Annotated in this window: 26 protein-coding genes and 1 tRNA gene; 9 read left to right on the forward strand and 18 right to left on the reverse strand. The window is 64.9% G+C overall.

Annotation, left to right across the window (positions count from 1 at the left end; all coding sequences use genetic code 11):
* Positions 1-19: 19 nt before the first annotated feature.
* The 5 genes from FHW64_RS22335 to FHW64_RS22355 all read left to right on the forward strand — a co-directional run bounded on the left by FHW64_RS22335 (position 20) and on the right by FHW64_RS22355 (position 3443).
* Positions 20-589 (forward strand): NnrU family protein, encoded by a 570-nt coding sequence (locus FHW64_RS22335; RefSeq protein WP_184530252.1) that lies wholly within the window; start codon positions 20-22, stop codon positions 587-589.
* Between the two features lie 138 nt (positions 590-727).
* Positions 728-1954 (forward strand): YeeE/YedE family protein, encoded by a 1227-nt coding sequence (locus tag FHW64_RS22340; RefSeq protein ID WP_184530254.1) that lies wholly within the window; start codon positions 728-730, stop codon positions 1952-1954.
* A 2-nt stretch (positions 1955-1956) separates the two neighbouring features.
* Positions 1957-2475: a hypothetical protein gene (locus tag FHW64_RS22345; RefSeq protein WP_184530256.1), complete on the forward strand. Its 519-nt coding sequence runs from the start codon at positions 1957-1959 to the stop codon at positions 2473-2475.
* A gap of 118 nt (positions 2476-2593) precedes the next feature.
* A complete protein-coding gene (locus FHW64_RS22350) occupies positions 2594-2956 on the forward strand; it encodes a carboxymuconolactone decarboxylase family protein (protein ID WP_311733347.1) in 363 nt (120 codons plus the stop codon).
* Positions 2957-3119: 163 nt separating this feature from the next.
* Positions 3120-3443 carry a hypothetical protein gene (locus tag FHW64_RS22355; RefSeq protein WP_184530259.1) on the forward strand — a complete coding sequence of 108 codons (324 nt, stop codon included), beginning with the start codon at positions 3120-3122 and terminating at the stop codon, positions 3441-3443.
* 104 nt (positions 3444-3547) lie between these two features.
* Here the strand turns inward: FHW64_RS22355 and FHW64_RS22360 are convergent, their stop codons facing one another.
* A complete protein-coding gene (locus FHW64_RS22360; protein ID WP_184530261.1) occupies positions 3548-4213 on the reverse strand; it encodes a tripartite tricarboxylate transporter substrate-binding protein in 666 nt (221 codons plus the stop codon).
* A 62-nt stretch (positions 4214-4275) separates the two neighbouring features.
* On the opposite strand from FHW64_RS22360, the gene FHW64_RS22365 reads away from it, so the two are divergent.
* From FHW64_RS22365 to FHW64_RS22375, 3 genes are all read left to right on the forward strand, one after another.
* Positions 4276-4560 (forward strand): helix-turn-helix domain-containing protein, encoded by a 285-nt coding sequence (locus FHW64_RS22365; protein ID WP_260306261.1) that lies wholly within the window; start codon positions 4276-4278, stop codon positions 4558-4560.
* A 216-nt stretch (positions 4561-4776) separates the two neighbouring features.
* Positions 4777-7008 (forward strand): MrcB family domain-containing protein, encoded by a 2232-nt coding sequence (locus FHW64_RS22370; protein ID WP_184530262.1) that lies wholly within the window; start codon positions 4777-4779, stop codon positions 7006-7008.
* A 14-nt stretch (positions 7009-7022) separates the two neighbouring features.
* A complete protein-coding gene (locus FHW64_RS22375) occupies positions 7023-8279 on the forward strand; it encodes an McrC family protein (RefSeq protein ID WP_184530264.1) in 1257 nt (418 codons plus the stop codon).
* Between the two features lie 382 nt (positions 8280-8661).
* Here the strand turns inward: FHW64_RS22375 and FHW64_RS22380 are convergent, their stop codons facing one another.
* The 17 genes from FHW64_RS22380 to FHW64_RS22460 all read right to left on the reverse strand — a co-directional run bounded on the left by FHW64_RS22380 (position 8662) and on the right by FHW64_RS22460 (position 19989).
* The gene (locus FHW64_RS22380; protein ID WP_184530266.1) at positions 8662-8862 is read right to left on the reverse strand and encodes a hypothetical protein; all 201 of its coding nucleotides are present in this window, start codon (positions 8860-8862) and stop codon (positions 8662-8664) included.
* Positions 8859-9278: a hypothetical protein gene (locus tag FHW64_RS22385; protein WP_184530268.1), complete on the reverse strand. Its 420-nt coding sequence runs from the start codon at positions 9276-9278 to the stop codon at positions 8859-8861. The genes FHW64_RS22380 and FHW64_RS22385 overlap by 4 nt, the downstream gene beginning before the upstream one ends.
* A complete protein-coding gene (locus FHW64_RS22390; RefSeq protein ID WP_184530270.1) occupies positions 9275-10435 on the reverse strand; it encodes a hypothetical protein in 1161 nt (386 codons plus the stop codon). Before FHW64_RS22390 ends, FHW64_RS22385 begins: the two co-directional genes overlap by 4 nt.
* Positions 10432-10650 carry a hypothetical protein gene (locus FHW64_RS22395; RefSeq protein ID WP_184530272.1) on the reverse strand — a complete coding sequence of 73 codons (219 nt, stop codon included), beginning with the start codon at positions 10648-10650 and terminating at the stop codon, positions 10432-10434. The genes FHW64_RS22390 and FHW64_RS22395 overlap by 4 nt, the downstream gene beginning before the upstream one ends.
* A gap of 127 nt (positions 10651-10777) precedes the next feature.
* On the reverse strand, positions 10778-10996 hold the full coding sequence (locus FHW64_RS22400; protein WP_184530273.1) for a hypothetical protein: 219 nt from the start codon (positions 10994-10996) through the stop codon (positions 10778-10780).
* 492 nt (positions 10997-11488) lie between these two features.
* Complete coding sequence (locus FHW64_RS22405; RefSeq protein WP_184530275.1) at positions 11489-12211, reverse strand: hypothetical protein; 723 nt, start codon at positions 12209-12211, stop codon at positions 11489-11491.
* Positions 12212-12387: 176 nt separating this feature from the next.
* Positions 12388-12639 (reverse strand): hypothetical protein, encoded by a 252-nt coding sequence (locus tag FHW64_RS22410; protein WP_184530277.1) that lies wholly within the window; start codon positions 12637-12639, stop codon positions 12388-12390.
* A gap of 219 nt (positions 12640-12858) precedes the next feature.
* A complete protein-coding gene (locus FHW64_RS22415; RefSeq protein ID WP_184530279.1) occupies positions 12859-13224 on the reverse strand; it encodes a hypothetical protein in 366 nt (121 codons plus the stop codon).
* Positions 13225-13238: 14 nt separating this feature from the next.
* Positions 13239-13685 (reverse strand): hypothetical protein, encoded by a 447-nt coding sequence (locus FHW64_RS22420; RefSeq protein WP_184530281.1) that lies wholly within the window; start codon positions 13683-13685, stop codon positions 13239-13241.
* Between the two features lie 137 nt (positions 13686-13822).
* Positions 13823-15325 (reverse strand): phage/plasmid primase, P4 family, encoded by a 1503-nt coding sequence (locus tag FHW64_RS22425; protein WP_184530283.1) that lies wholly within the window; start codon positions 15323-15325, stop codon positions 13823-13825.
* Positions 15322-16185 (reverse strand): toprim domain-containing protein, encoded by an 864-nt coding sequence (locus FHW64_RS22430; RefSeq protein ID WP_184530285.1) that lies wholly within the window; start codon positions 16183-16185, stop codon positions 15322-15324. Before FHW64_RS22430 ends, FHW64_RS22425 begins: the two co-directional genes overlap by 4 nt.
* Positions 16182-16415, reverse strand: a complete 234-nt coding sequence (locus tag FHW64_RS22435) for a hypothetical protein (RefSeq protein WP_184530287.1) — start codon at positions 16413-16415, stop codon at positions 16182-16184. The genes FHW64_RS22430 and FHW64_RS22435 overlap by 4 nt, the downstream gene beginning before the upstream one ends.
* 238 nt (positions 16416-16653) lie before the next feature.
* Positions 16654-16962, reverse strand: a complete 309-nt coding sequence (locus FHW64_RS22440; protein ID WP_184530289.1) for a hypothetical protein — start codon at positions 16960-16962, stop codon at positions 16654-16656.
* A gap of 116 nt (positions 16963-17078) precedes the next feature.
* On the reverse strand, positions 17079-17783 hold the full coding sequence (locus FHW64_RS22445; RefSeq protein ID WP_184530291.1) for a hypothetical protein: 705 nt from the start codon (positions 17781-17783) through the stop codon (positions 17079-17081).
* Positions 17780-19069 (reverse strand): phage integrase central domain-containing protein, encoded by a 1290-nt coding sequence (locus tag FHW64_RS22450; protein WP_184530293.1) that lies wholly within the window; start codon positions 19067-19069, stop codon positions 17780-17782. The genes FHW64_RS22445 and FHW64_RS22450 overlap by 4 nt, the downstream gene beginning before the upstream one ends.
* Positions 19070-19241: 172 nt before the next feature.
* Positions 19242-19316: transfer RNA gene (locus FHW64_RS22455), tRNA-Arg, on the reverse strand.
* A gap of 43 nt (positions 19317-19359) precedes the next feature.
* The gene (locus FHW64_RS22460) at positions 19360-19989 is read right to left on the reverse strand and encodes a TetR family transcriptional regulator (protein ID WP_184530295.1); all 630 of its coding nucleotides are present in this window, start codon (positions 19987-19989) and stop codon (positions 19360-19362) included.
* Between the two features lie 166 nt (positions 19990-20155).
* Between FHW64_RS22460 and FHW64_RS22465 the strand changes: the two genes are divergently transcribed.
* Positions 20156-21406, forward strand: coding sequence for an efflux RND transporter periplasmic adaptor subunit (locus FHW64_RS22465; RefSeq protein WP_184530297.1), 1251 nt, complete (start codon positions 20156-20158; stop codon positions 21404-21406).

Consider the following 21406-nt stretch of genomic DNA (forward strand, 5'->3'; position numbering starts at 1 on the left):
TGTTCGTCGGAGCACTTCCATGACCCTGCTCGTCCTAGGCCTTGTCTTGTTCCTCGGTGTGCACTCGGTGTCGATCGTCGCGCCCGGCTGGCGGGCCGCGCAGATCGCGCAGCGGGAGCGCGCCTACAAAGGCATCTATGCGCTCGTCTCGATCATCGGTTTCGCGCTGATCATCTATGGCTACGGCCTGGCGCGGCAGTCACCGGTGCTCATTTACTCCCCGCCGGTCGCGCTGCGGCACCTCGCACTGCTGCTGATGGTGCCGGTGTTCCCCCTGCTCTTCGCGGCCTACATGCCCGGACGCATCCAAAGCGCGGCGAAGCACCCGATGCTCCTTGCCGTCAAGTTCTGGGCCACGGCGCACCTGCTTGCCAACGGCATGCTGGCCGACGTGCTGCTGTTCGGCGGTTTTCTCGTGTGGGCGGTCGCAGACCGCATCTCTGTCAAGCGCCGCGCCGTGCAGAACAAAGTGCCCGGCGCGCCTCCGGGTCCGATGAACGACGTCATTGCGCTCGTGGGCGGACTGGTGGTGTACGCAGTCTTCCTGTTCTGGGCGCACGCGCGGCTGATCGGCGTTTCGCCGATGTGACCGCGGTGACGGCGCGGCCGGGAGAAGTCCCACACCCATCAAGCCCTCCGCGAATCCCGGAAAATCGCTCGTTTCCGGGCTGAACCGGGTGCCAAGGCCCGGTCGTCAGCAGCTCCGTCAAGAAAAACAGGTCTTCTCATGTCTTCCATTTCCCCGACCGCCGGCCTGCCGCCGCGCCGCCTCGATCCCATCAACCCCAAGCCGCTGACCGTCGCGGTGCTGCTCGTGGCCCTCGGCGCGATTTACCTCGCGCAGACCGTCAGCATCCGCCAGGCCGCGCTCTACGTGGTCGGCGCGCTGCTCGGCGTCACGCTGTACCACGCGGCCTTCGGCTTTACCTCCGCATGGCGCGTCTTCATCGCGGATGGTCGCGGCGCAGGCCTGCGGGCGCAGATGGTCATGCTTGCGATCGGCGTGATGCTGTTCTTCCCGGCGCTGTCGGCCGGCACGCTCTTCGGCCAGCCAGTCGCCGGCCTCGTCTCGCCGGCCGGCACTTCGGTCATCGTCGGCGCCTTCATCTTCGGCGTCGGCATGCAGCTCGGCGGCGGATGCGCCTCGGGCACGCTCTACACCGTGGGCGGCGGCAGCACGCGCATGGTCATCACGCTGCTCGGGTTCATCGTCGGATCGGTCATCGCCACCGCGCACATGCCCTTCTGGACCTCGATGCCGCAACTCGCGCCGATGTCGCTGGTCAAGACGCTCGGCGTCGGCACCGCGCTCGTGCTCAACCTGCTGGTGTTCGCCGGCATTGCCGCGCTCACCGTCGTGATCGAGAAGCGCCGTCATGGCCGCCTCGTCAACGAACCCACGCGCGCTGCGCATGCATCGCCTTGGCTGCATGGCCCCTGGCCGCTCATCGCGGGCGCGGTCGCACTGGCGGTGCTCAACTTCGCGACCCTCGCCCTCGCGGGCCGTCCGTGGGGCGTGACCTCGGCTTTCGCGCTGTGGGGGGCAAAGGGCGCCTCTGCGCTCGGCGTCGACATCGCGAGCTGGAAGTACTGGAGCGCCGGCCCCAACGCCGCAGCGCTGTCCGCGCCGCTCAGCTTCGACGTGACCACTGTGATGGACATCGGCATCGTTCTCGGCGCCATGGCGGCAGCCGCGCTCGCGGGCCGCTATGCGCCGGTGTGGCGCATCCCGATGCGCTCCATCGTTGCTGCCGTCGTCGGCGGGCTGATGCTCGGCTACGGCGCGCGACTCGCGTACGGCTGCAACATCGGCGCGTACTTCAGCGGCATCGTCTCCGGCAGCATCCACGGCTGGTTGTGGCTAATCTGCGCCTTTGCCGGCAACGTGCTCGGCACCCGGCTGCGGCCGCTGTTCGGTCTTGAAGTGGAGCGGGTGCAGAACACCGGCTGCTGACCATGCCAAGTCTGTTCCTGGGCCGCCTCCATTCCTTGCTCGTTGGTGGGCTCATCGGCGTGGCTTCGATTGCCGCGCACGCCCAAGCACTGCCGCCGGGCGTCCACATGGGCATGACGGCGCAGGAGCTGCAAGCCACGCTCCCCTCCGCCGAACCGGTATCGCGCCCACAACGCCTCGCAGGCGGTCTGCTGGGCAGTTGGCGCGGCGAGACCGCACCCATCGGCGGGCTGATGTTCAAGCCGACCTATTACTTCGCCAGTGGGCAACTGAGGCGCATCGAATACGACGCCTCCGCGCAAGGCCAGCCCGACGGCGGCGAGGCTGCGTTCTCGGCGCTGCTGAAGTGGGGTCGCGACAACTTCGGCACCGAACTCGCCGCCCTCGATCCGGGCAGCACCTACGTGTCGTGGAGCAGCAGCGATCTCGACGTGATCCTGCAACGCACCGGCGACGTGCATCGCGCGAGCCTGCGACTGATCTACAAGCAGCGCCAGACGCGCGACGCCAGCGAACTCTGACGCGCGACCCATTCCTTCTCTTGATCTGCGTCATGGTCTGTTTTCAGGTGGACAGCATGATGGAAGTGCGCCAGGTGTGGCCCGCCAGCCTTGCGATCCACTGGAAGGAAAACCGACCGTGTCCAACCCAACCACCAAGTACCGCGACCTGACGCAGAACGTCTCCGCAAACCTTGCGAGCCTGCGGACCGGCACCCCGGAGGTCATGAAAAGCTTCAGCGAACTCGGCCGGCACGCCACGTCAGACGGTGCGCTCGACCGCAAGACCAAGGAGTTGGTCGCGCTGGCGCTCAGCGTTGCCGCACGATGCGACCCTTGTATCGGCTTCCACATGCAGACGCTCGTCAAGCTCGGGGCCACGCGGCAGGAAGTCGAGGAGACGCTTGGCGTGGCCACCTACATGGGCGGCGGTCCTTCACTGATGTATGCCGCGAACGCGGTCGCTGCGTTCCAGGAGTTCTCACAGGCGACGGGCCGCTAGAGACGACCCGAGGGCCAGGCGCACCCTCTGTGCGCGAAGACGCCTACATGCGATTCGCCGGATTCACAGCAGAATGATGGCTTCGCGAGGCGCTGAAACCTGCCATGGCACGTGCTGTCAAAAAAGGTCGGGACGGAGCACCGCCATCGGAAGGACATGGATCGTGCACGAGCTGACATTCCGCACTCTGCTGTACCGCTACTTCTTTTTCGAGTGGCTGTTCATGGACGTCAACCAGGGCAATCTCCTCGAGCGCTCCGCGGCCCTGCGGCACAACCAGTCGCAGGCGCACTGGCTTCTCACCTACATGTGGCGCTGGATGTGCTGCGCAGCGTTGCTGTACGGCATGGGCGGCGTTGTCGAAATCCTGCTTGGTGCGCCGGCAGTGTCGGCGATCTTCTATGTGCCGAGCGCCCTGAGCGTGTCGGTGAATGCGGTGATCGGCGCGGCCTGGCTGGGGCTCAAGACCTTGTCCGAGCCGCTCTGAGAGCCGGAAGTTTGTAGGCGGCCGTTTCTCCAAACGCCATCGTGGTGCGCCTGGCACTCGTATGGGTCACCCCGAGATCGCGCCCCAAGTTGGGTGGGTTCGCGTCACACGACTGCATCGCCCCGGCTCGCATCCTCCTGATCCAGATACGCACAAAGCGACGGCCCGGTCAGCACCACGAGATCGATGTCGTGCTTGTCCAGCTCTGCGTGCACATCGAACGTCCCGATCGTGCGCGTGATGGCATGGGCCAGCCTGTCTACGATGGCGCGAGGCGTGCCCGGCGGCGCGTAGATGCCTTCGATCTCGCTGCGGCTCTTGATCAACCCGTCGATGTTCCGCTGCACGTCCGGCATACGCCGGCTTGCCTTCACGGCTCCCTGCGACAACGGGCAGAGCAATGCGACGGGAACGAAGCTGCCGCGTGGATCGAGGGGGCGGTGGTTGTACAGGTAGCGCGAGATCGACATCGTTGCGGTGCTGGTCATCAGCAGCGTGTAGCCGTCGGGTGCTGAGCGGGCCAACGTGGCGAGGCCCAGTGTGTCGCCTGTGCCGGGGTGGCTGTCGATTTCGACTGGTTGGCAGAGGTAGGTGCTCAGCTTGCGGGCGAGTACGTGGGCGATGCTTTCGATGGGGGCGCTGCGCAGGTAGCCGATGACTAGGCGGATGGGGCGATTTGGGTACGGCGAATCGCCGACGTCGGCGGCCGATATGGGCTCGCGCACGGACGAGGTCGCGGCGAACGTGAGCAGCTTGAACAAGCTCTGCATGGCATCTCCCTGATGTCGCTATTTGTTGTTCGATTTGTACCATACAAGCGGGTGCATAACGGATGCTGAACGCCGAGATTCAATCGATGCGATCGAATCAAGACCCCGCTCTGCTTAGAGCATTTGCAGCCGAACTCAAAGCGCGGCGCGGCGCGTTGGCAATCAATCAAGAGACACTTGCGTACGCCTCAGAACTGAATCGAACTTTTGTAGCGAAGTTGGAGCTGGCAACGACCAGTCCTTCGCTGACCACCCTTTTTCGGCTCGCCAACGGGCTAGAAATTGCACCGTGGGAACTGGTGTTGTCAGTGCAGGAGCGATACGAAAAGGAGTTGAGCTCGCTATAGGCTCCGTCGCCAAGAGAGGGGCCCCTGCGATCCCCAGTCGCAGCTCCCGGCGATTGGCTACGCAGCTCGGCCACGCTGCGCAAAGGTGGTCGACTGGTGATGCCCTTCGCGGGTAGTTCTAAGGCCCCCTCCAGCCACATCAGGCGCCGCGCCCGCTCTCCCGGCTCCAGCAACACTTCAAGTACATTTGCAAAAAAGTGTGCCTGGAGAGACGCGATGCCGATTGCCCCCGTCGATGCGCAAGCCATCGCCCGAGCGATGCAGACCTTTGATGCGGAGCTCAGGGATACCGACGAGTACAAAGACTGGCAAAGCAACGAAGCACAGCTGTGGGCAGTCGAGTGCAACGATCGGCTCTACCCTCCCAAGAAGATCGTCTCCCTTGCCACCGGGACCTCCGTTAACAGCTTTTCGGGCGGCCAAGAGACCAACAAGTACCTCAGTGACCGCGGCTTCGCAATCAGGCGCATCCGTGACGCGGGATTGCGCGCTGTATTCGCGGACATCATGGCCCGCTACCCGACTCTGCGCACCACGCAAGAATTCAAGGGAAACAGCGAGGCCAGAGAGCTGTTCAAGCGCGCCCGCGAAATTCTTCAGGGATGGGTGAACACCACTGCCAACCCAAATCTGCAAGTCGTCTCCTCTTACGGCAAGGGCAACTGGGCCACTATCCCTTGGATCTCGATCCTCGATACGCGCGAGACCAAGTCGACGCAAAGAGGGACTTATGTGGTGTACCTCTTCCGTGACGGCGGGCAAGGCGTCTACCTGAAACTGGCACAAGGCGTCACCGAAGTCGAAGACGAATTTGGAGAGAAGTCCGCCTTCGAGGTGCTCTCTGAGCGCGCGAAAGAGCTGCGTCCAGACTTGCTCGATCTCGCCAATCAAGGCTGGGACCTGACTGGAAAGTCAGACCTCGGATCGAACGCCCGGCTAGCGCGGCTCTACGAGGCCTCCAGCATCGCCTCCAAGTACTACGCTGCGGATGCTGTCCCCTCAGACGGAGAGCTCCAGAACGATCTTCTCGTGCTCCTGGCCAAGTACGAGCCCATCGTGGCGGACCGGGTGCGTCAGCAAGGCGTAGCCAAGGACGACCGCCCCCTTTCGCTGATTGGGACCTGGAGAGAGGTCGATCAGCACCTCGCAAAGGTGCGAGAAGCCATCGACAGAAATGGAAGCTGGGCCAGTTGGTGGAGCTTTCCGATTAAAGAGGGCGCGCTCGATCGACTTCGCCCCCCATTCAATTTGTATGCCTATGAGGGCAACAGGCGCCTCGCGGCACGGTTGAGGGTTGACGAAATCAGCACCAGCAACGGAAACGTCGGCATCGAGTCACCCTGGCCTGAAGTCACAGATTCAGATTGGCTCGGGAAGAAGCGCGCCGGCGACAGGCAAAGTGAGATCTTCAAGACCTGGGTTCGTATTGGCGCCATCGACAGGCTGGCACCTCCCCGCTCAGTAGACGACCTCGAGCCCGCAGTCGGCCTTTCGACACCAGACAGCGTCATCAATCAAAACTCGTTTGGCTACGTCATCGAAGACGAATCTCCGATCTCGCGCCCGCCAGTTGTGCCCGATCTTGTGCTACCGCGTCGTCAGGACCTCTCAGTGCTCGAGGAGCGTACGGGGCTACGACTCGAACTGCTTCAAGAAATGCAGGACGCCCTGCTCGGGAACTCGCCCCAAATATTGCTCGCGGGCCCGCCGGGCACCAGCAAGACGTGGCTCGCTCGCGAGCTCGCACACCACCTGGCGGCTCATCAGCCCGAGTTCGTGCGCTTCGTCCAATTCCACCCGAGCTACAGCTATGAATCGTTCATCGAGGGCCTTCGCCCCATACAAAGCAACGGCGGCATCCAGTTCGAGCTCACGCCCGGGCTGGTCCTTGCAACCGTTGCAGACATGCGCGAAAAGAACCTCGCTGACCGAAGAGACGTCGACTACGTCATCGTCATGGACGAGATCAACCGTGCCAACCTGCCCCGAGTTCTGGGGGAGCTGATGTTCGCCTTCGAGTATCGCGATCAGACAGTTCAACTGCAGTACTCCAGCGAGTTCGCACTGCCCAGCAACCTCCGCTTCATCGGGACAATGAACACGGCGGACCGCAGCATTCGGTCAATCGACATCGCCCTGCGCCGTCGTTTCGAAGTCTTCGAGCTTGGCCCAGACCCCGAAGTACTCGAACGCTACCACCGCAAGGCCAACGCCGACTTTGATGCGCGCAGTCTTGTTCGCGGCTTTGTCGCCTTAAACCAAGCGCTGACCCAACACCTCGACCGCCATCACACTATCGGACACGCGTTTTTTATGCGGCCGAGCTGGAGCAGGGAGATGCTCCAAAGCACTTGGCGGCGAAAAATCTACCCACTCATCGAGGAGTACTTTTTTGATCAGCCGGACCTTCTGGGGCAGTTCGAGCTAGAGCGCTTCTGGGTCGACTAGCTACAGCAAACGCCATGCGGATCCTGAAGATAGTTGAGTCACGCCCTACCGAGCTCGTCCTGAGCGCTCAGGACGCGGCCTCACTTCGCAGCTTGGGGCGGCAGTTCTCCTCGGCCTCGACTTGGTGGGGTGCAACTGACGAGAGCGACGAAGCGCCATCTCGCTCCGTAATTCAGGTCACCCCCGCAGGCGCTGAGAGCTACTGGGTCACGATCATGAACATGGTTGGCGTCATCCGCCTTCCTGATGCTCAACTCGAAGTCGCGCCCAAAATCCCCGAATCACACTTCCTCTACCTGACCGAGCGTGCCACTCTTTCTCCTCGGACAGACACGTCGGAGGTCAACATCGAAGCCGATGCAAGCTTTGCCGAGATCCTCGCACTTTGGTTTTTAGAAGATGTCGAAGGGTTGCTGAGGCGAGGGTTGCGTCCAGACTATCTCGCGTTCGACGACGAACTGCCAGCCGTTCGAGGGCACCTCAAAGCAGTAGAGACGACGCTGGCCATCATGCAGGGTCAACCGGTTGCGCATTGCACCTTCGAAGAGCTTTCAGAGGACGCACCACTCAACAGAGTTCTCAAGGCGGCGTGCCAACGGCTGGCGAGCAACCCAACCTTGCGGCACAACACACGCACCCGCGCCCGACGCGCCTCCTTTAGATTCCAATGCACGGAGATGCGCCCTACCGATCTCCTCGTGCACGTTGATCGCACGTCAGGCGCCTACAAGTCTGCTGTCTCGCTCGCCAAGCTTGTCCTCCGTAGTCTGGGCGTATCCCTGCACCTAGGAGCCCAATCAGGAACAGCGTTTCTCATTCGCACCCCCGAACTGATCGAGGAGGGTCTTCGCAATGTCGTGTCGCGCGCCTTGCCTGGTGTTTCGGTCAGCAAGCGAGCGAAAGCGATCTCGAAAACTGGATTGACGATGAATCCTGATCTGGTCTTCAACGGAAGTTGCGCAGTGGGCGATATCAAGTACCGAACCCTCGGACCTGACTGGCGACGCAACGACCTCTACCAAGTGGTGGCCTTTGCCGCTGCGTTCAGAACCGAGCATTCGGTCCTGCTCGGTTTCTCACAGCACGTTACAAGCAAGATTCCCCAGCGTGTCCAAGTTGGTGACATCCATGTTCAGCCAATCAGCTGGTGCGCAGACGCGAGCATCTCACCCGCGGAGTCCGAACGGATGCTCCACGTAGAACTCCAGCACTGGTGGTCCGCCATCCGCTGTGGTTTCTCACTCGACCTGCGCGCCAGCTTGCTGGCGTGATTCCAGAGCGTCTAACTTCCGCTCACGCCACGAAGGCGATGAGGCAGAGCGTTTTGCCAATTTGCCCGTTGTCAGTCGAACAGACGATCTATCCGGACTTCGCGGCAAGACTGATTGCCGGCGGACAGCTCGCGCTACGCAACGAAAAAGGCCGGAAGCTTGTGGAAGCTTCCAGCCTTTGAATTGGTCCCGCCGCCAGAAATCGAACTTCAGAGGGGAGATCCGGTAGAACTGGCAAATTCGTACCGTTTTCAGTACCGCTTTCGCAAAGGCGGCATCCCTGACAATCGTAGCCAGCCGATGCGGTGACGGCTCCAACCCGAAGCCGTACCGGTTAGCCGGCCCGCCCATCGGGCCGGCGCCTGTCCATTTTGCGGCCCCGTCACGCCCGGCCTTTCAACGACGCGGGGGGGTCGGGCTCGGGGCGACCGGCCCGCGCCTTCGTCAGCTCGGCGTCGCGCTCGCGCTGCTTGCGCAGAACCTCGTCGGCAAAGGTGCGAGCGGCGGGGTCGCCGCTCTTCACGAGCTGCGCGAGCTTAACGCTCGTTCGGACCTCGGCGGGCGGTCTCAGGCGCATGGTCACGATGCCCTCGCTGCGGGCTCGATGGTGCGCCCGAGTGCCCGAGCAGCCACGGCGCGCGCACTGGCGACGGCCGCGCGTGCCTGCGCGATGAGATCAGGGGTCTCGGGCAGGACGGGCGCGGCCCGCTCCCCGGCGCGGCGGTTGCGCTCGTCGTGGCCTTCGAGCGCGTCGCCGATCAGGTCGGCGAGCTGATACACCTGGGCGGCGGTGAAGGCGCCGGGCTTGCGCTCGGGCCACGTCGCGAGCTGATACACCGACTTCGGCACGAGCACGCCCCCCGCCACGAGCTGCGCGATATCAGGACGCCGGGCGTTCACGCGAACGGGCGCGCCGCCGCTCGGAAGAGGCACGAGGAAATCCGGGCCGTCGCGCGTGAAGCTCAGCCCGGCGAGATCGCGGGTGCAATAGTCGTTCATGGTCCGACCTCCTGCGGCGTGATCACCTGCACAGCGCCGGGAGCGGCAAGCGCCCAATTGATCGGCCATGTCCCGCGCAGCGAGCTGCTATTCGATTGAAAGAGGCTGCGAGCCGGCACGCCGGCATCGAGCGTCCCTACCGGGCCGGTGACGCCGCCCGTAAACGGCGTGCCGTCCTGCTCGACGATGGAAGCCTCGGTGCCCGACTCGAAGCGCGGCAGTTCCATCGCGATGGCCACGGCGCGGCAGTCCATCAGAAAGATCGCGTCGCTCGGCACCGAGAGCCCGCTCACGACCTCGATTTTCAGGAACGTTCCGTTCATCCGCATTTCGTCGGACTGTTCGGCCAGCGACGCGGCGACCTCGCTGTTCACGACCCACCTTGTCGTGGTCGGGTTGCCGTAACCGGCAGCATGCAATCGCGTGAGTGCGGCGCGCATGTCGCTCGCGATCGAGGCAGCATCGGAGCCCGTGCCCGGCGTCACCGTTCCGACCGCCTGCAAGCCCGCAGGACGCACGCCATCGGCCGGCACGTCATCGAAGAGGATCGAGTCGAGCATGCGGCTCGTGTCGCCGAGCACGGCTTCGCGAACGATGGTCTCCAGCTCGTCGGGCAATGCGCTTTCGAGCATTTCGTTCGTCGTCGTGCTCAGAACGCCGACCCCGAGCGGCGCGAGTTCGAGGCTCGCCAGCGTCAAGCCGCCGACCCGCATCGGGTCGCCCTCGCGCCTGAATGTCGCGGTCAGGGTCGACCCCGAGATGCGCACCGGCACCCGGACCAAGCCCCGGCCCGCGAAGGCATAGCGCGAGGCGGGCAGTTGCGCGAGCACGCTGTCTTCCTCGGCGAGCAGGTCGAGCAGTGCCTCGACGCTCTGGTGCAGCGCGAGCGCGCCGGCCCATGCATCTACATCCGTCATGGCTGGGGATTGCGCCGCGCGCGTGACGATCTTCAGGAGCGCCCGCATCGCGGCGGGATCGTCCTTGCCGTCCAGACGTTCGCTCGCGATGCGGCCGACGCTCACACTCGCGGCACCAGCGGCCCATGTAAGACCGATAGCGCGAAGCACCTGCTCGCCACGGTCAGGGCGCACAGAGGCGATGCGGGTGCGTTCGTGGGCGGGATGCGTGCGGCGCGTCGACAGGAGTGCGGAAGTCATGGCCGAACCTCCTGCACGTCATCAGCACCGGCGCGGGAAGCTGCGGCGCAGATCGCGGCGACGGCCTCGTCGGCTGCATCGCGTTCGCCGTCCTGCGGCGGATCGTCCTGCGCGAGCTTCTGACGAAGCAGTTCGCCGAGCGAAGGGATGGGGGGCGGGAGACCGCCGTCGTCGCTGTGCGGGGTGCGCCCGTGCGACCGGTGAATGCTCATCATGGCAAGTCCTTTCATTGGAGAAAAGACCGAGCCGGATTTACTGCAAGAGCACCGGTGCCACCGTCGCGCGATCACTGGCAAGAGTAAGCCGTCAGCGCGGAAATGCAAACACAAAGAGAGAGCGCGTTCAGCGGCGGCGCGTGAGATACCCGAGGCGCGATGAGCACGCGACCAATGCACGCAAGCGCGCGCGCCGCGCCTCCAGCGCTTCCACCTGGAACACGTTGCCGGGCAAGCCGCAGCGAGCGCGTCGCAGTTGCGCATCGACTTCGCCGAGCCGGGCGAGCGCGTGCTCGCGATCTAGATGTTCGTCGACGAGTCGCGATGAATTGCGCGGGCGCAGCATTGCGGCTTCATTCTGCGCCCGCACAGGAGTACATTGACGCCCGGTTTGAACAAGAGCTGTCCCGTATAGAGGGCAAGCCTTGCGCCGGAGGAAGAGCGATGAATCTAGACAAGGCGAGCGCGGGCAGGACAAGCGCGCCACTCGCACCGCCCGAATGGACGATGGAAGCGCTTCAGGAGGGGCAACCTCTACACCGCCGAAGTGAAGCGCGCGGGCGTCACGATGTGCCGCCTATCAGTCGCACTCGGGGCCGGCGGCGATGCCAAAGCCGCGACCGCTGCCCTTGCGGACAAGGCGCGTTTCTGGATTCACGACTATCTCGGGCGGCAGCCGAGCGGGCGCTAGGAATGCTCGCCGCTGGCCCGGGCCGGTCGCAGGAGACGCGATCACGAGTGCGGCAATGCACGAGTGCGTCGACGGCGGTCTCGCGCTCATGGGGCCGGATTTCAGCTCCTCTCGCATTACCTTCCTGTACTTGCGCTTGACGCGCCGCTAGGCGTCGAGCATTCGTCTTGCAGATTTGCCTAGCCCATGCACCCAGCGATGCACACCGCTGATGATCAGCATGAACGCCGCCAGCCCGAACAGCATGACCGAGCCTTTCTTCTCCTTTTCAAGCAAGAAAGCTCCCACGGCTAGAGCGAGAACAAACGCGATTGACTCAGGCATGGCGGATTGAAAAAAAGGCGGCAATCGGGGTGCCGCATTGATCGGCGCAATCGAAGGCACGTCGACGATGCGGGCGTCGAGTGACCACTCAGGCTTCGCGGCGGACAACAGGACTTGAATGAGCAATTGATCGCCGGGGTTCAAGAGCATCGGAGACAGCACTACGTTCGAATTGCTGAAGCTAAGCTCGGCACCGAGATTCTTCGGATGCTGGCTAGCGATCTCGGCCGAGACAATTTGACCGCCGCCGAAGGCAACAGACAGCGGACGCTCGAAGTCGGCCACGGCTATGGCGCGGTGCCCCGAGTTCTTCAGGCCAAAGACCATCAGGCGAAGGTTTTCGACGGGCTTGCCATCTACATGCACCGTGACGCGTGACGAAAGCTCATCGGCGATTGCTATGGGTCGTCTCGACGAAACTACGCCGAAGGCCAGTTCCTTCGTCTGCCGCTGCCACAAGTAGACCGCGAACGTCGCAACGATGCTGAGCAGCGCTAGGACTATCCCGACAAATTGCCAAGCTGAATCGCGAAGGATTTCCATCATGAACGGCGATGCCTTTTGCTGACTTTTGGACGCCGGCATTGTGCACGGGCTGACACTCGCAAAGGACTCCCGAGCACCGATTTGCGCCATTAGTTGCGGGCCGCTCGTCCCAATTGGGTGCCGTCGGAAGTCGCTCGCCGATGTTCTTCGCGGCGGCGATCTTCGAGCGCCCGAGATCACTGCGCGCGCTTCGGCGGGGTCAGCAGCGCATCCCAGCCGTCGCCGCTCGGCTCGGTCGCTGCCTTCCGTTCTCGCGCTCGCTTACCCAGTTCGTGCGCACGTGTGGCGACGGCTTTTTCGAGCGGTGCCAAAGCCAATGCAGCCTTCATGCGGTCGGCGTGCGATGCCTTCGTGTTCAGCACGACGGCTCGCAGGTAGTCGGCCCCGGGCGTCGCGACATCAGGATCGATCCTTCGGCGTGCGGTCATGGTCAACGTCCCTCGGGTGTAGGTCAGCGGCGGTCGTGACGCCCATTCTTGGCCCGCTGCGGCGCGGATTCAAGTCCGGCGAGGCGGGCGAATCGGGGGCCTTTGTGCTCTTGCCGTGGGCGATGCTAGGTTTCCGGTCACCGACCGCGAGCAAATCCAAAACCCCCCGGTCGTCGAGCCGCGCCCCCGTGGCGAAGATGGCGAGCCCTCTGCGGCGGGTCATGGCTCGCTCGCTGGCCCGACATGCCGAAGCAGCCATGCATCCATCTGCTCGCCGAGTCCCTGCTCATCGATTCGCTGCGAGAGTGCCTTCGCTACGTCGCATTGCCAGCGCAGCTTACGTGGCGTGTGCGGCAGGTACGAACCGACGAGGAACAACCCCTCAAGTGTGAATTGCCAGCACCCGCAGGCCCGACCTCTCGCATCGACGAACGTGCGCGGGGTGGCATGGGTACTCCATGCACCAGCAGCACCGACCTTGCGATGGTCCAGCGCGGCGCGGTCGATGGCGCGCAGGATGCGGGCATGGTCAACACCGAGACGCAGGGCGAGCGATAGCGATGTGGTGATCGGCGGCGTCTTCATGGTCCGAACTCCTTTCAGGGTTCATCGTCTTGCAGGTCATCGAACCCGGATGCACCGCCGTTGCCGTGCCAGATGGCCCGGGTTTCGCGATGGCTGCGCTCGATGCTCCCGCGCTGCTTCGATGCGTCGCGAGCCCGGCGCACCGCACGGTCGACCTGTGCGCGCTCGTGCAAGGTCAAGAGTGCATCGACGACCATGCTCGCCTGCACGCGGGGCTCGCCGCCATCCTTGGGCGTCCAGGTGGAGAGCTTGAGCGCGCCGCTCGCCGAGAGCGCTGCGCCCGTGCCGAGCGCGAGCAAGACCTCTTGCGCCGATTCACGGAACGCGAAGAGCGTCACGCGGTGAACATGCTCGCCGTCGTCGGCGATGAGATGCCCGAGCGCGAACGACTTGCCCGATGGCCCGACCCGGCGCTCGGGGTTGTCGGCGAGCTTGCCCGTGACGAGTGCGGCGATGCTCATTTTTTAAGCGCTCGCAGTGCGAGACATGCCGCCAGTTGGAAGGGTTGGAACACTTCGCACGTTATGGACGTATATCGCGTGCGCGCGCGCGTACGTCGCAAACAGTCAAAGTGTTCCAAGTGTTCCATTTCGGTCTCTCATTCATCGCGAAAGCGCGCCCGATAGGCAGCTTCGGCAATGCGCTCGCTCGCCGACGGCGTGAGCGAGATTCCCTCGTACCAGACGCCATTGCTCTTGCGCTTGGCGATGCCCTCGATTTGCGTGATCCGGTTGCCGAAGACCGTCGCCGACGGGGCGTTTTCGCCGCGCTCGCGCTTCCACAGAGCGAACGACTCGTAAGCGGGCTGCGCGCGCATGCGACCGGTTCGCTCGCAGCGTTCGGCGATCCAGTTGCGGATGTCGTCGTGCTCTTCCATGTAGTCCGCCGATGCGGCGCGCACGCTGTCGGGCACCGCGAGCCCCGACGCATACCAGAGCGCCGCCCCGCGAATCGCCCATTGCAGGATGGCCGGGCCTTCGGCTCTCAGCTTGGCGAGCAGCGACTTGTCGATGCGCGAGCCGGAGAACTTCGCGTTGAACGGCACCAGCAAGACGCGCCGCGCCATGGCGGCATCGCCGCCGTGCAGCCGGGGGCGGGTGTTGCCGACGATCAAGTGCTTTTGCGTGAGCCGGAAGGTAAAGAAGTCCTGGCGCATGTAGCGAGCGCTCAGAGTCGCGTCGCCGGTGAGTTCTTTCACGAGGCTCTCGGCGAAGTGCTGCCCTTCCTCAAGTTCCGAGCTGATCGCAAGCCGCTTGGCCCGCAGCATCGCAAGCCCCGTCGGGTGGCGCTCGCCGCGCGCCTGCATGAGCGTCGCGCTCGGGAGCTTGACCGCGTAGGTGCCCCAGAGCGATTCCGTCAGGTCGGTCAAGACGCTCTTGCCGTTGCTGCCCGTGCCAAGCGCGAACGCAAGCACCTGCTCGCGGGTGTCGGCAGTGAGGCAGTAGCCGAGCCATCGCTGCACGAATTCGATCATCTGCACGTCGCCCTCGCCGTCGTCGCCCGGGAAGACTTCGGCCAGAAAGCTCTTGAAGCGCGGGCAGTCGCCGAAGGGGTCGGGGCCGACGCTCGTGCACATGGTCACGTAGTCGGTCGCGACGCGCGGGCGCATGCTGCCGGTTCGCAGGTCGACGATGCCCGTCGGCGTGTTCAGCTCGAAGGGCTCGCGGTCCCAGTCGGCCACGGGCACGCCCAATCGCGGGTCCGCTTCGGCCAGCGCGAGCACGCCATTGCGCGTGCGCGCCGACCCGAGCCGCACTCGCGCGCGGTCGTGGCGGGCAGCGGCCTCCCGGCAGACATCGCGCGAAAGGTCGTACGCGATCAGCGACTCGTCGCGCTGCCAAATCCTGCCGTCGTAGTGCATCCAGCCGAGACCGGGCGAGCGGCGCAGCATCGGGGCGGCTCGAAGGGCGAACACCTGCGCGAGTTCATCCTCGGTCTCGCCGATGGGCACGGCATCCGCTGGCGCATCCAGCTCGAAGCCGTTGAGCGCGCGCGCCTCTTCGCTGTGCCCGTTGACGGGTTGCGCCCGCCGCCGCGACCGCTGGGGTTCGCCGAAGGGTTGCGCGTCGCGCAGGGCATCCGCTGCCTTTTTCGCGGTCATGGTGTCTCCTCGGGATCGGCGGCAAGGTCTGCGAGGTCGAGCCCGTCGGGCGCGTGCCAGATACGCACGTCGTCGACGCCGCTCGCCCGATAGCGCGCCGCGCATGATTCGGCCGCGCTGCGGCCGGGTGGATCGCCATCGGCGGCAATCCAGAGCTGCGCCACGCCGGGCACGACGGGCAGCGCTGCGAGGTTGCCCGCATCGATGGCACTCCATACGAATTCGAGCCCGACGTGCATCATCGCGAGCCCGGTCTCGATGCCTTCGGCGACGCCGACGACACCCGCGAAGTTCGAGGGGTGCGCGAGTTCGATCACGCCGCCTTGCTTGCGATGGCCGGGCAGGAACCGGCGCGCCGGGTCGATGGGGGCTTTCGTGCCGTCGCGGGTCAGCCAGGTGCAATGCAGCGAGATCGGCTCGCCGGTCAGCACGTCCCGAATCAGCGCGACGAGGCACGGGCCGCAGTAGCCGCTGGGGTGCGCATGGCGGTCGAGCCAGCGCAGCGACGAATGCCGGGGGATCGGGCAAGCCCGCGCGCGCAGGTAGCGGGCGGCGGGCGAATCGTCATCGAACAGCTCGCGCGTCGACTGCCACAGCGCGACACCAGCGTCGCTCAGACGCTCATGCCGTGCGACTGCGCGCGCAATTGGCGGCGGCTTGCCCACGCGCTTCGTGCGCCGACTCGCGTGCGCGTGTTCGATGTGGTGGCACCGATGGCAATGCGCGACGAAACCGGATTGATCGACCGTCACGCCGAGCGTCTTGTCGCCGGGCTTGTCGCGCCCGCAATTCGGGCACCGCACGCGATGCTCACCGGGCGCGAGGGCGGCAAGGTCGACAAGATCGGCGGCGGCAGTCATCGGCCCGCCTCTTCGAGCGCGGCGTCGAGCCGGGGCCAAGTGCGATGCAGCAGCTCGAAGAGCACCGCGCCCTCGAAGTGCAGGCATCGCAGCAGCGCACGACCGCTGCGAATGTTCCCTCGCATGCCATGGTCGGTGCGAGCTTTGTCGGTCCTGCGACGCGCCGAGAGCGCGAGGTCGATGCCGGCGCAGAAGTCGAGCACGAGCCCGGCGATATCGGCGGCGCTCATGACGATCTACCTTGCGGCTTGCCCGGCGATCGAGCCCACGGGCTCGGGATGGCGGCGGGCCTTCGCGGCTTCGCGCTCACGTCGGCCGGGTCGCCGCTTGCCCTTGCGAGGCGGCGATGAACGACGAGAATCGCGACTGTCGGGACGGCTCATGGCTCGCTCCTGATGGCGCGTTACGACCGCGCCGGGTTCGTGGAACTTGATGCCGGGACCGGATCGGCCGACCGGCTTCCTTTTGTCAGGCGGCTCTCTGCGCCTCTTTGGCGAGCAGTTCGGCGTCGTGAGCGTCCAGCGCAGCGACCGACCAGCGCGTGACGCGCTCGGAGAAAACGACCCCCGATGGAATGACACCTTGGCGCGCCCAAACTCGTACCAGTTCGGGGGCGATGTCGTAGCGTGCGGCAACCTCATGCACGTCAATCCAGAGCTTGCGACGCTCAGCGGGTGCCCGGCTGACACTGCTTGGCGTTGCGCGCGCCACCGAGCCCTTTTTCGCGTGCGGAGAACCGTCGCGCTTCTCGGCGGCGGCAAGTTTGGCGGGGGTCATGGTGTCGCGCTCCTGATGTTCGATGAGGGCGACTTTGGGCGCGACATAGGGGTCGGCGATACCCCTTGCACCTTACGAAATGAACCCCTTGCGTTTCTTGCGAGGGGTGGCGCGGGTCACTTCTGCGCTAGGCGCGGATGGCGTTTGCAGAGCGCAGACCAAGCTCGGGTAAAGCGCGATTTGCCGGGATAGGGATCGGCCAAGGTCTTGCGAAGTTCGTAACGCGTTCCGGGCTTCGGTGGAAGCGGCACCCGCGCAATGCTGCCGAACATCCTGACGAGTTCGGCCTCGATGTCGTCAGCGTCACTCTCGGGCAGCGGGCGCTTGCCGCCCTTCGTCGGGCGCGGAGGCTGGGGGTCGATCGGCGGCTCCGGTTCGGGCCGCGTGCCGAGCATGGCGGCAAGCCGGTCAATGCCATCGGCCAGGATCACGAGATCGTCGAGCCCGATCTCGATGGCCGGCTCGAAGCGGATTGCAACCAGCTTGCGGGCCTCAAATCCCCCTACCTGTTCGATGAGGGCGCGCCTGCCATCCATGACTCGGCGCAATGCGCCATCGTCGATGAATGCCAGCCCGACGGGCAGACTTCGCGGCATTCCTGCCAGATCGTCAATCTTCGGCGGAAACCAGTCGTCGGCCGGCCACGTCGAGATCGCCACAGTTGGCCCTGCTGCACCGTGGAGATTGCAAAGGATCAGCCCGCCCGGCGTCGTCTCTCGCAAGGCGAGCGCGAGCAAGTCGGCCGGCGCGACCTTGAAGTGCTCGGCGACTTCCCGCAGCGGGTAATGCGTGCGCCGCAGCGCTTCCGGCCCGCCGATCATGCTGCCGACTTCCGGCGCATGGGGAGCACCTTGCCGCCATCGCGCAGAGCGTCGAGCAGATCACTCCACCGCTGCATGATCGCCGGCCGCTCTTCGAGAAACTGCGCATGGTCATACGCGCCACGCACGCCGCTTTTGCCGTGCGCGAGCACCGGGTCGAGATGATCAAACGCGACTTTCGCGTCTTCCTGCATCAGCGTGAGAAACAAAGACCTAGTACCGTGCGCAGATTGCTCGAAGCCCAAGCGCTGCAAGGCATGTCCGACCGTGTTTTCGCTGATCGGCGTCGTGCGCTGCCGGCTCGCGACCGTGCTCGGAAAGACGAAAGGCACATCGTCGGGCACCGCCGCGCGCTGGGCCTCGATGATGGTCATCATCTGCCGGGACAGGGGCACGACGTGCACGCGACTGACTGCTGCGGCGCGGACCTTCGCGGCGAGACGCCCCTTCATGGTTTCCAACGGCACGCGCCATTCGCGGCGCTTGAGGTCGATGTGCTCCCACCGCATGCCGTTCACCATCGCCGGCCGCTGCGCGGTATGAAACTGCGCCAGCGCGGCATGTTGAACGAAGATGTGACGACCCGGCGCGCTGGCGTAGTCGCGCAAGTCGCGCAGCATCGCGCCCAATGCCTTCCGGTCGAAAACGGCCGCGTGGGGTTTGGGCGGCGGTGCGGTCTTGATCAACGGCAACACATCGAGCACCGGGTTCCGCTCGACCATCCCGAGCGCCAGCGCGTGCGAGAAAACCGCCTCTGCGCCTTTCATCACGCGCTTGGCAATCTCGACGACACCGCGCGCCTCGATGCGCCGGATTTCGCGCAAGAGGTCTTGCGCAGTGATATCCGCGACCGCCCGGGCACCCATCGAGGGAATCAGATCGGCCTCGATGTAGCGCCACCATTTCGCGGCATAGCCCGGCGTCCAGCCTTCGCGCTTGGCTTCCAGCGTGGCGGCGGCGACATCTGCAAAAGTGCCGTCGCCAACGGCTTTCCGGCGCTCCTGCTCGCGCTGGCGCGTCACGAGCGGGTCGCCCCCGTCGGCCACTTCTCGCCGTGCCTTCGCGCTGCGCTCGCGCGCATCGTTCAAGGTCAGTTCCGGATAGGTGCCGAGCACCATGCGCTTTTCGACGCCCCGAAGGCGATAGCGCAGCGTCCAACGTTTCGCGTAGCGGTCACCTGAGAGCCGGTCAATCTCCAGAGCCAGCCCCTTTCCGTCGGCAATCTTCGTGCGGGCCGCGCCGGGGGTAGGCCGGGCAGCGCGCACCTTTGCATCAGTGAGTTTCATGCGGTCGGGCCTCCAACGCCCGAACACGAAAAGCGGTACGAACTGCGAGCCCATCCCGCTTCGTACCGCTTTCCGTACCGCAATTATCGCCGTCTGTCGGCGCTTAAGCCCCTTTTTCTCGCTCTGTCAGAGTGGGTCTACAGAGGGAAACGGGCAATTTGAGGGTTTTTTCTGGTCCCGCCGCCAGGAATCGAACCTGGATCTCAGCCTTCGGAGGGCCGAATTCTATCCGTTGAAATACAGCGAGGATCTGGGCTCCGACGTTGTCGGAAGCCCGACATTATCGCCTATCAGCCGCACCCCGGCTCGGACTTTCCGAAACCCAGCCCCGCAAGATAGACGCGGAAGGTCCGTCGCCCGGTCGAGACGAGGTCGAAGGCTTCCGGGTCGAGCAGCCAGTTCTGGATGAGCCCGTTGATGAGCGCGTGCAGCCCCTGCGCGGCCTGCGCCGCCGGGATGGGCAGCTTGATGCGCGAGCTGCGGGCCTCGGCGACCATGGCTTTCTCGAAATCGACCACGCATTCATTGCGTGCGTCCAGGTGCCGGCGGTGCACCGACTGCATGTCGTGCGTGTATTCGACCTTGTGGGTGGCAACCTCGAAGACGCGGCGCATCTGCGGGTCGGTGGTCATGAGTTTCAGGGCCTCGACCATCATGCGTTCGACGCCGTCCATCGATCCGTCTTTGGCCACCTGCTGCACCGCGGCCTCGAGTGGCAGGGTGACGCGGTCCATCATGGCGTTGAAGAGATCGGCCTTGTCCTTGAAGTGCCAGTAGATGGCGCCGCGCGTGGCGCCGGCGTGCTGGGCGATCTGCTGCAGGGTGGTTTGCGACACGCCTTGCGACTGAAAAAGCACTTCGGCTGCGTCCAGCAGGCGCTGGCGCGTCTCTTGCGCTTCTACCTTTGTGCGTCTCACCATTTTTGTCTCCCGTTTCTAAAATCGGCCCTTTGCGCGTGAAGGCTGTCACTATACATGCACGAATGTATGTAAACTACCGCCCTTTCCCGATAGCCGAGTTCGCCGTGCTGCTTTAGGCCCCTGCGCGAACAGGCGCTGTCCCCCGTCCTAGATACAAAGGATTCGCATGCCCAAACTGCATGTCTCGCGCCCCTTTTTGTTTTCGCCGCGCGTTGCGGCCGTTTCCGCCGCCACCGCCGTTGTCCTGACGCTCGCGGCCTGCGGCAAGAGCGAAGCGCCCGCAGCCGGCGGCCATGGTGGTGCAGCACCGCCAGCGCCTGAAGTGGGCGTGGTGGTCGCAACGCCGACGAGCGTCGGCCTTGTGACCGAACTGCCCGGCCGTCTGGAGGCCTCGCGCGTTTCGGAAGTTCGCGCCCGTGCGGCCGGCATCATGATGGAGCGGGTGTTCAAGGAAGGCAGCGACGTCAAGGCCGGCCAGTTGCTGTTCAAGATCGACCCCGCACCGTATGCCGCCGCCGCGCGCAGCGCCGAAGCGAGCCTCGCGCGCGCCGAAGCGAATGCAGCGCAGGCCAAGGCGCTGGCCGAGCGCTACAAGCCGCTGGTGTCGGCCAACGCGGTCAGCAAGCAGGAATACGACAACGCGGTCGCCGCGCAGAAGACGGCCGAAGCCGACGTGGGCGTGAGCCGTGCCGCGCTGACGACGGCCAAGATCAACCTGGGCTACGCCGCGGTGACGGCGCCGATTTCCGGCCGCATCGGCCGTGCGCTGGTGACCGAAGGCGCACTGGTGGGCCAAGGCGATGCAACCCAGCTCGCGGTGATCCAGCAAATCGATCCGATCTACGTGAACTTCACGCAGTCCGCGACGGACGTGATGCGCCTGCGCCGCCAGATGGAAGCGGGCCAGTTCAAGCGCGCCGAAGGCCCGAACGCGGCCAGCGTGCGCGTGGTGCTCGAAGACGGCAGTGAATATCCGCTGCCGGGCCGCCTGCTCTTCTCCGACCTGACGGTGGATTCGACGACCGGCCAGGTCACGCTGCGCGCCGAAGTGCCGAACCCGAACAAGAACCTGCTGCCGGGCCTCTACGTGCGTGTGCGCGTGGAGCAGGCGCAGGCCGCCGATGCGATCACGCTGCCGCAACAGGCGGTGACGCGTACGCAGCAGGGCGACACGGTCACGGTGGTGGGCGACGACGGCAAGTTGAACAAGCGCACCGTCAAGATCAGCGCCGCGCAGAACAACCAATGGGTGGTGATCGACGGCCTGAAGGCCGGCGAAAAGGTGATGGTCGACGGCTTCCAGAAGCTGCAGATGATGCCGCCCGGCACGCCGGTGAAGCCGGTGCCGTGGAAGCCGGCCGATACCTCCGCTCCTGCTGCCGCGGCAGCCGCTCCGGCTCCTGCCGCAAAGCAGTAA

Source organism: Variovorax sp. Sphag1AA (genome assembly GCF_014192575.1).
GTDB lineage: Bacteria > Pseudomonadota > Gammaproteobacteria > Burkholderiales > Burkholderiaceae_C > Variovorax.